The organism is Oleiphilus sp. HI0066, from assembly GCF_001635725.1.
In genome coordinates, this window is the sequence record NZ_LWFH01000361.1 from 1 (window position 1) to 676 (window position 676).

The window sequence follows — 676 nt, forward strand, 5'->3', positions numbered from 1 at the left end:
ACTAACGGCTTTTTCAATAGTCGCTTCAGTTTGTTGAAGGCGAGAGATGATCCACTTGTCTGCGATACTTAACTCGTAATTATCATGATTCTGCGCGCAATCGTGCTCTTCTGTATTCATTAGAACATAACGTGCAGCATTCCAAATCTTGTTACAGAAGTTACGGTAGCCTTCTAAGCGCTTCATGTCCCAATTGATGTCGCGGCCAGTTGAAGCGAGTGAGTATAGGGTGAATCGCAATGCGTCAGTGCCGTGCGCTGAAATACCATCCGCGAAAGTTTTTCGCGTGCGCTTCTCGATTTTTTGAGCAAGCTGCGGCTGCATCATGTTACCAGTGCGTTTTTCGACGAGTGACTCTAAATCGATGCCATCAATCATGTCGAGAGGGTCTAGTACGTTACCCTTAGACTTTGACATTTTGTCGCCGTTTTCATCGCGAATAAGGCCGGTAACGTACACATATTTAAATGGTACTTGCGCTTTGCCATCGTCATCTTTGATGAAATGCATTGTCATCATGATCATTCTAGCGACCCAGAAGAAAATAATGTCAAAACCGGTGACTAGTACATCTGTTGGATGGAAGGTCTTTAAGCGCTCAGTTGCTTCAGGCCAGCCAAGTGTGCCGAATGTCCAAAGTGCTGATGAGAACCATGTGTCTAGAACATCTTCATCT

General features: G+C 45.0%; 1 protein-coding gene. It reads right to left on the reverse strand.

Translation table 11 applies throughout. From position 1 onward, the window contains the following. On the reverse strand, nucleotides 1-676 hold a 676-nt coding region (locus A3738_RS05135), incomplete at both ends, for a class I tRNA ligase family protein (protein ID WP_156503976.1).